Annotated in this window: 8 protein-coding genes and 5 pseudogenes; 10 read left to right on the top strand and 3 right to left on the bottom strand. The window is 58.4% G+C overall.

Annotated features, from left to right (window positions below; translation table 11 throughout):
• Nucleotides 1-37: 37 nt before the first annotated feature.
• The 3 genes and pseudogenes from SO139_RS44885 to SO139_RS44875 form a co-directional block, all read right to left on the bottom strand.
• Nucleotides 38-340: a hypothetical protein gene (locus SO139_RS44885; RefSeq protein ID WP_498542045.1), complete on the bottom strand. Its 303-nt coding sequence runs from the start codon at nt 338-340 to the stop codon at nt 38-40.
• A 170-nt stretch (nt 341-510) separates the two neighbouring features.
• A pseudogene (locus tag SO139_RS44880) lies at nt 511-1238 on the bottom strand (SOS response-associated peptidase).
• Nucleotides 1238-1665: pseudogene (locus SO139_RS44875) on the bottom strand (hypothetical protein). Before SO139_RS44875 ends, SO139_RS44880 begins: the two co-directional pseudogenes overlap by 1 nt.
• Before the next feature lie 546 nt (nt 1666-2211).
• Between SO139_RS44875 and ku the strand changes: the two are divergent.
• The 10 genes and pseudogenes from ku to SO139_RS44825 form a co-directional block, all read left to right on the top strand.
• Nucleotides 2212-3134: pseudogene (gene ku, locus SO139_RS44870) on the top strand (non-homologous end joining protein Ku).
• 27 nt (nt 3135-3161) lie between these two features.
• Nucleotides 3162-3401: a hypothetical protein gene (locus tag SO139_RS44865; protein ID WP_474801756.1), complete on the top strand. Its 240-nt coding sequence runs from the start codon at nt 3162-3164 to the stop codon at nt 3399-3401.
• Between the two features lie 27 nt (nt 3402-3428).
• A pseudogene (locus SO139_RS44860) lies at nt 3429-3707 on the top strand (cell envelope biogenesis protein TolA); the annotation flags it as partial.
• A 182-nt stretch (nt 3708-3889) separates the two neighbouring features.
• Complete coding sequence (locus SO139_RS44855; RefSeq protein WP_474801702.1) at nt 3890-4018, top strand: hypothetical protein; 129 nt, start codon at nt 3890-3892, stop codon at nt 4016-4018.
• A 163-nt stretch (nt 4019-4181) separates the two neighbouring features.
• The gene (locus SO139_RS44850; RefSeq protein ID WP_474801704.1) at nt 4182-4382 is read left to right on the top strand and encodes a hypothetical protein; all 201 of its coding nucleotides are present in this window, start codon (nt 4182-4184) and stop codon (nt 4380-4382) included.
• A 34-nt stretch (nt 4383-4416) separates the two neighbouring features.
• Nucleotides 4417-4497, top strand: a pseudogene (locus tag SO139_RS44845) (SOS response-associated peptidase); the annotation flags it as partial.
• A 309-nt stretch (nt 4498-4806) separates the two neighbouring features.
• Nucleotides 4807-5115, top strand: a complete 309-nt coding sequence (locus SO139_RS44840; RefSeq protein ID WP_474801706.1) for a hypothetical protein — start codon at nt 4807-4809, stop codon at nt 5113-5115.
• 30 nt (nt 5116-5145) lie between these two features.
• Nucleotides 5146-5460, top strand: coding sequence for a PilZ domain-containing protein (locus tag SO139_RS44835; protein WP_474801708.1), 315 nt, complete (start codon nt 5146-5148; stop codon nt 5458-5460).
• A gap of 568 nt (nt 5461-6028) precedes the next feature.
• Nucleotides 6029-6223 carry a hypothetical protein gene (locus SO139_RS44830; RefSeq protein ID WP_474801710.1) on the top strand — a complete coding sequence of 65 codons (195 nt, stop codon included), beginning with the start codon at nt 6029-6031 and terminating at the stop codon, nt 6221-6223.
• A 600-nt stretch (nt 6224-6823) separates the two neighbouring features.
• Nucleotides 6824-7248, top strand: a 425-nt coding sequence (locus SO139_RS44825) for a hypothetical protein (protein WP_498542044.1), incomplete at its 3' end; no start/stop codon positions are given.

Here is a 7248-nt window from a genome sequence, read left to right as displayed (position 1 = left end):
TGCGACGTCGCTGCTTCATGTCCACACTCCATCTCTGCTAAAAGATTAGAGTGTTGCACCGACCGGTTGAGTCCACCTCCTTGGGCGGACACTCGGGGCAGGTATCGCCGACAAAATCCAAAACCTCTGTGATTGCATCTGTGGCTTCGTCCGGAGAAACGCCTGCCGGCGGATCCCGACGAGCGATATCATAGGCGCGGTCGCGGGCGTGCGGGTCGGCGCGATCCTGCATCCAACCGTGCTGCTCGCATTCGCGGATAGCGCCGGCTTCCTGCAGCACGGAGATGGCCCAGCCGCGCAGCGTCCGGATTGCCGGTCTTCTTTGTCGCGTCATCAGCATCGAGATCGCTCCCGCCGGGACAAATCCTTGCGCTGCCCGAGTCGTTCCTAGCGGTTAGCACAGGGCAGGGATTCCAAATCGCTGGAGCCGCCGCTTGTCCACCTGTTCCGCCGCGCTGTGCACAGCCGCGAACTCCAATGTGGCAGCAGCTTGCTACCAAATTGCCTCGCTCACGCGGCCAGTGCCGGGTCTTCCTTCTCGCCCGTGGCGACGATCGCAGTGCCCCGTCCGAAAGGGGCCGCTGCAGCGACTTCGCCTCGTCCCAAGGGGCGCGGAGCCAGACCTCGTATTCATCCGCCGTCGCCAGGATCACCGGCATCGCTTTGGGATGGACGCGTTTGACTTCCGCGTTCGGCTCGCAGGTAAGGAATCCGAACACGTCGGTGGTGATCTCGCCTTCCCTCGCCTTGCGCACACTGGTCCAATTTGTCCAGAAGCCGGCAAAGGCGATCAGAGGCCGGGTCTCGTCCAGAGCGAACCAGACCGGCACTTTCTTGCCCTCGATCGTGTCGTACTCGGAAAACAACGTGAACGGCACCAGGCAGCGATGCTCCGGTCCGAGCCATCGCTTCCAGTGAGCGCTGCTGACATTCCTGATGTTCGTGGTGCCGCTGTCCGGCTCCAGCCGAAGCAATTCCTTGAAATCGACGGTCTGACCCTTCGCCTGCACGTTTTCCGCGCGCTTCTTCGTGGCGTCCATCAGTGCCCGCTGTGAGCTCGGCATGCCCCAGCGTGCCATGACGATCTCGCGTCCTTCGGCACCGCTGCGCACGATCGGCGCGGGGTAGTCGGGGAAAATGCCTGGCATCGATGGCGGGTTGCCGACATTGCGGTTTAGCGCGCCGAACAGACGGCGGATCGCGTCGACGTTCTTGGTCATCGAGTAGAGATACACGATCAAGTCTCCGGGGCGGCCGGGCGGGGGCGCGACATCAGTTGCAGCAGCGTGGCGGACGGGCGACGCCCGGCCTTAGCACATTTGCTGCAGCGGAGCCGACTGGCCAAGTCGTGGACAAATGTGGTCGGCGGATGAGGCAGCACAGCCAGATCCACGTGATTCGATCTCGAGCCATGGATAGCCACCGTTCACCGCCTGGTCGACAGTTGGCGACGGGTCGATCGGCCCGCCATCAGCCCACATTCTCTCGTTCCACGATTCGCAAAGCAGCTTGTCCGCCTGTCGGATCAAGGCCTCGCCTTTGGCGCGGGCGTCATCCGACTGCGAGGCCAGGATCTTCGTCATGGCGCGGGCCCTCCCCAAACTCCTTGGCGAGGGCCTTGCGGTCTCCTCCGGAGAGAGGCGTGGGATGGTGCTTCGGAGCCATCGGACCGTTCTGCCAGCGGCCTATGGCATGTCGTACGATGGCCAGCAGCCGTCTTCCTCGTAGCGCCCGGTCCGCTGCGTGCAGGTGGCGTCCAGGAGCCGCTGCCCAACATCCTTCCAGGATGCGTTGGGACCGTAAAGGCGAGCGGGGATCTCGACCAGTCTGGCGCAGTGGCGGCATCCCACCCTCAGAACATGTTGAGGAATTTGGCTCAGCCGCAGCGTCCCTCCGGAGGGGCGTGCCGGACTGGCATCGGCGCGGGGATCATCCAGAAGCACCTGCCAGTACTCCGGCGGCAGGTCACCGTTCGGGGCCAATCCCGTCTTCGGCGGCGCGCTTCTAACAGCGGCCATCTTTTCCATTTGCTTAGGGGTCGGCATGCGCCAGCTCGCGGGTCGATCGGTCATGTCTTATTAGAACATACCAAGAACATGAGAGTCGAGCCCCGGCCAGAAAAAATGGTATTGCTTCGTGTCCGGGCTGTCGGAACCATGGTCTGCTGTTCGTCTTGAATCCGGCCACCTTTGTTTCGGAGTACCGCGTTTCATGGCCCCTCGTGCCAACTGGAAAGGCTTTCTGCGTCTGTCCCTGGTGACCTGTCCGGTTGCGCTCTATCCGGCGACGTCGGAAAGCGAGAAAATCTCGTTCAACCAACTGAACCGCCGGACTGGACACCGCATCAAGTACCTGAAGGTGGACGCCGACACCGGCGACGAGGTGCCCAACGAGGACATCGTCAAGGGGTACCAGCTCGAGAAGGACCAGTTCATCGAGGTGACGAAGGAAGAGCTCGAGGAATCGCGCTCGAGTCCACACGCACCATCGAGATCGACGAGTTCGTCGACAAGGCCGACATCGACCCGCGCTATCTGATCCGCCCCTACTACATCCGCCCGGACGGCAAGGTTGGGCACGACGCCTTCGCCGTGATCCGCGAGACCATCCGCGAGATGGACAAGGTCGCGATCGGTCGCGTCGTCCTGACCAACCGTGAGCACATCATCGCGCTCGAACCGCTCGACAAGGGTCTCGTCGGCACGCTGCTCCGCTATCCCTACGAAGTGCGCGGCGAGCAGGAGTATTTCGACGAGATCCAGGACGTCAAGGTCACGAAGGATATGCTCGATCTCGCCAAGCACATCGTGAACCAGAAGGCGGGACGCTTCGAGCCCGAGAAGTTCGAGGACCACTACGAGACCGCGCTGATCGACCTCATCAACCAGAAGCGCGCGGGCAAGCCAATCACGCCGAAAGAGCGGCCCGCATCGACCAACGTGGTCGACCTGATGGAGGCGTTACGCCGATCCGTTGGCAAGGAGGCAGCGCCGGCGAAGGCCGCAAAGCCAGCCAAGAAACCGCGCAAGGCGTCGAGCGGGCAGAAAGAGATGCTGATGCCGATCGAGGGCAAGAAGCCGAAGGAGACGGCGGCGAAGAAGCCGGCGGCCAAGCCGCAGCGGAAGTCAGCCTGAGGTCTGAATAGGAGAGACAGCGTGGATATGAAAGAAGCTTCCGCGATGACCGAAGCCTCCGGCCTGGTCGATGATCAGGACGCCATCGGCGCACCGCAGCCGAGCGACCAGACGGAGTCGGCCGAGACCCGAAGGTCGCTGCACCAGCCTTCGAGCGAGGCGGCACTGCGCTGGGCCGAGCGGCTGCGCAAGGTGACGGTGCAGGCCCCATTATCCTCGCTCTTCGTCGCGTTCCTACTTGGCACCTGGGTCGCGCGCCGGCGCTAGGACAAAGCCGTAGGGCGGCCGACAACCATGGCAAGGAAGCTCAAGACATTTCAGACGTCGCTGGGCTTCTACGATCTCGCGATTGCAGCGCCGTCCATGAAAGCGGCGCTCGAGGCCTGGGGCGCTGGCAGCAATCTCTTCCACCAGGATGTCGCCAACGAGACGGACGATCCCGAAGTCGTCGCCGCGACAATGTCGAAGCCAGGCGTCGTGCTCAAACGCTCGGCGGGATCGAACGGGCGCTTCGCCGAGCACTCTGATCTCCCGTCCGGCCTAGGAGCCGGCGAGAACCAACGGCAGAAGCCTTTTGCTCGAACAGAACGATCTTGAAATTCCGGTGCACCGATCTGATACAACACTTCGTTTCTGATGTGCAGCCTCTACAGCATCACCACCAACCAAGCCACCATCCTCACGCTCTTCCGCGTAATCAATCGCCACGTCGGCAACCTGTAGCCGACGCCGGGGCCTTCCCGTATCCCACACCCGTGATCCGCAACACCGAAGCCGCGACCGAGATGACGCTGATGCGCTGGGGCATGCCGCTGTCGCGGCGCACTGGCGGCCCGCCGCTCACCAACTTCGGCCGCCTCGTGCCGTTCAACGGCATCGCCTAGGCCGACCAATCTGTCCGGAAGCGTATCGGCTCATTCCCCAATCCGGAATGTTGTGAAATAGAAAACGGCGACCGTTGCAGATTTACAACCCGCGCAGCCCTTCGAGATATTAAGCTGGTCCGTCTTATTGATCTCTATTTCGATATAATCGCGGGGGCGAAAAGTGTTTGATATCTATCGCAATGACAAGCGCGACGTGCTCGTTCTAAGCACAGGCTGTACGGTGCCTGTGATTTGCTATCCGAGTAAATGGCGCAAGAGCAGAAAAAGAGTTCTCAAAGTCAGCGACGAGATCAGGTCAGCCGTTCAGAGACACGGCTATTACGTCCGCAGCTTGCGGGTCACCAAGGAGCGCACAATCTAGGTCGAGCAGGTCGGCGGCCGGTGTTCTCTACAGCATCAGCACCTACCAAGCCGCCATCCTCGCGCTCTTCCGCGTGGTCAATCGCTACGTGGGCAACTTGCAGCCGATGCCCGGCTAGTGCCGGCTTGATCCGGCAAGCGAATGCTAGCCGAATTTCGATTACATTTTTTACGCTACTTGCATACGGCAATACCGACTTCCCGCAACCTCATAAGTCTTTGTTAACTACTTCGACGCGAGATTTGAACACGGACATTCCGTTGCGGATCGATGCAGCCGCGATTGTCGCGGCAAGACTAGTCGGCGTTGGGCCTGTTCGAGTGTTGAGTCTCGTGTGTAGTTTCCGATCACCAATATTCTTCATCTTCGCATTTGAAAACGACGTAACCTCAACAATTGCAACTGGCAAAAGAGATTTGCGACAATGTCGACAGTGCTACAATTTCAGCGGCCTTCCAAAAGGAAATCTGAGCCAAGTCCCTCGCGCCCGAGACTGCCTGATATTTTGGCGAACGTCGCCGCTCTACTGTCGCAAGTTGACGCTCTAAAAATTCAAACGCCGGACGACGCGCGTCTGGCGACCTTTCTTCTCGAACTCGCAAATAATTGCATTCGGCTGATCATCGGACAGACTAATTTGGATGAAGCGATCAGAACCACGTTCCTGGCGCAGTCAGCAACAATCGATAAGCGCATTGAAACCGCGCGAAGCCAGACATCGTATCTATTCTAAAAAATTATTAGAAATCGGGCCTTACAGACGATGGGAAACAGTCGAAAGGCAAACCGTGTTCGGTTCGAACACAAGCATACCGTCAGCATCATGGGTGTAGACGGGACATGGCGACGAAGTTGCATTCTGCTCGACGCCTCTGAAAGCGGCGCCAAACTTGAGGTCGAGGGCTCGACCGATCCTCTGACAGCGCAAGAGTTTTTCTTGGTTCTATCCTCTACTGGCCTGGCATTTCGGCGCTGCGAGCTGATCTGGGTTGATGGGGCTCAAGTCGGCGTTCATTTCGTGACAGCAAAGACCAAGCAAAAGGCGAACGCGGAGAAAGCTCTCGTTCGTTCACAATAAGACGAGTTCTGCAAGTGCAGCTTATTTCGTCCGAGCCATTCCGTTCATCTCTCTCGGAGGGCCACGCCAGAGAAGCGCTACTGCACGACAATCGCAAAGGCTTTATCCTTTACCTTTCCGGCGGCGGCCCATCATCGGTCAGAGAAGAGCGCGTCTTGTTTCTAGAACCGCGAGAGGCTTTGATATGGCTCAATGAGCCTCCAGAAGATCACGGATCATTCTGGGTGTAAGATTGAGGAGTTTCCTTCGGAAATCACAACCCGCATTGCGAGACCTCAGATCGCCGGTTGGTGCGGCACTGCCGATGATCGGTTCTAGAAATGTAGACAGCCAAGCTGCTGCGATCTTATCACCCACGCCCTGCTCCAAAGTGATAGTCTGAGGTTGCGGGAGCATTGCTCATGTTCGATGTTTAACTGAGTGACAAATGTGACCTGCTGGTCGTGCAAATGCGATACCGCCTGGTGGCACATCAGGGAAATGCGCAAGCGAAAGAAGAAGATCGTCAGCGACGAGATCGAGTCAAACGGCACACAGAAAAAGGAAAAATGCTTCGAGATATGCGGCAATGACCCATAAGCAAAAGCAAGTTGACCGGGCAAACATGTTTACGGCAGGCGCAACCGCCTTTGCTGCGATAGCAGCAGTGTTCTCCGTCGTTGCTGCTTTTCGGCAAGAAAGTGCTACCTATGAGAGCCAGCTCTACAATGCGCATGTTGGCGCCGTGGCAACATTTGCGCGAGCGGTGGATGACGCGCGATAATTCTCATTCATTGCTTCAACAAATAGTGGCGCTGCGGAACGATGCGCCTTCATCGCGCGCCGACTTGCGCAGGAGGGCAGTCGATCAAAGGACTGAAGTCGAAAAGGCGACCGGAGTGTTTTCACTCATCTTTCCGTTAGCAGAGTTTCGCCCACTCGAATTCACCTTGAAGGACATGTTAACTTTAATTCGCGAGTTCATAGATAGTCTCGACCAGACCCCGAACGAACCACACGTTAAGTATGATAATCCAAATCAAGCAGCCGAGATTTTCACAAAGCGATACGATAAGTCGACGCTTTGTGTACGCCTGCAGTTAGCGATTTTGGTCGAATGCGCGAAACGTCAGCTTGGAGATGGTCGGCCCGTTAGAAAGGACTTCGCATCTAATTGTGCGAAGTCGTCATATTCAGCGACTTGTGGGAACTCCAGAGTTAGTGACTCCGCTGAGTGTTACAAGCAACGACGTCCGCCTTTAGCCGGTCCGCGATCTAGAAATTGGCCTATGTCTCGTCGAGATTAGCATGTCAGTTTGGCCTGCCAGCGACGCCAGAACAACTGCTTACATTCCTCACTGACGACCACGCAATCCAAGTCCGAATGGCACTCATCGTCGACGACCTTCTAATGCTGAGTTACCCGCCATTTCCAGGGCTCAATTTGGCGCTCCTCCTCGGCCAAATGCGAAACTCAGTATTGGGAAGTGCAAAACCGCGACGCAAGGTCAACGCTTGGCAGTCTGTCCTAATGGAGGCGCCGACGGAGCTTCTTGATTATTTCCCGCAGATCGGCCGCATACGATCGTCACCGGATAGTCGGCGCGGCGATCTCGACGAAGCGAAATCTCATTTCGGAACTCCAGCAAAGATCGCGATCGACTTTTTAAAAATATCGCGCTCCATGCGCAGCCGCTCGTTCTCCCGCTGCAAACGCGCGATCTCCGCCGCGTGGTCCGCCGACGGCAGCGTCGCCTGCGTTGTGGGGCGCCGCGTCGCCGCCGTCGGCTCCAGCCGGACCCCTCGCTG

It is taken from the genome of Bradyrhizobium sp. UFLA05-89, from assembly GCF_059803475.1.
This window is presented reverse-complemented; position numbering and strand designations above follow the sequence as displayed.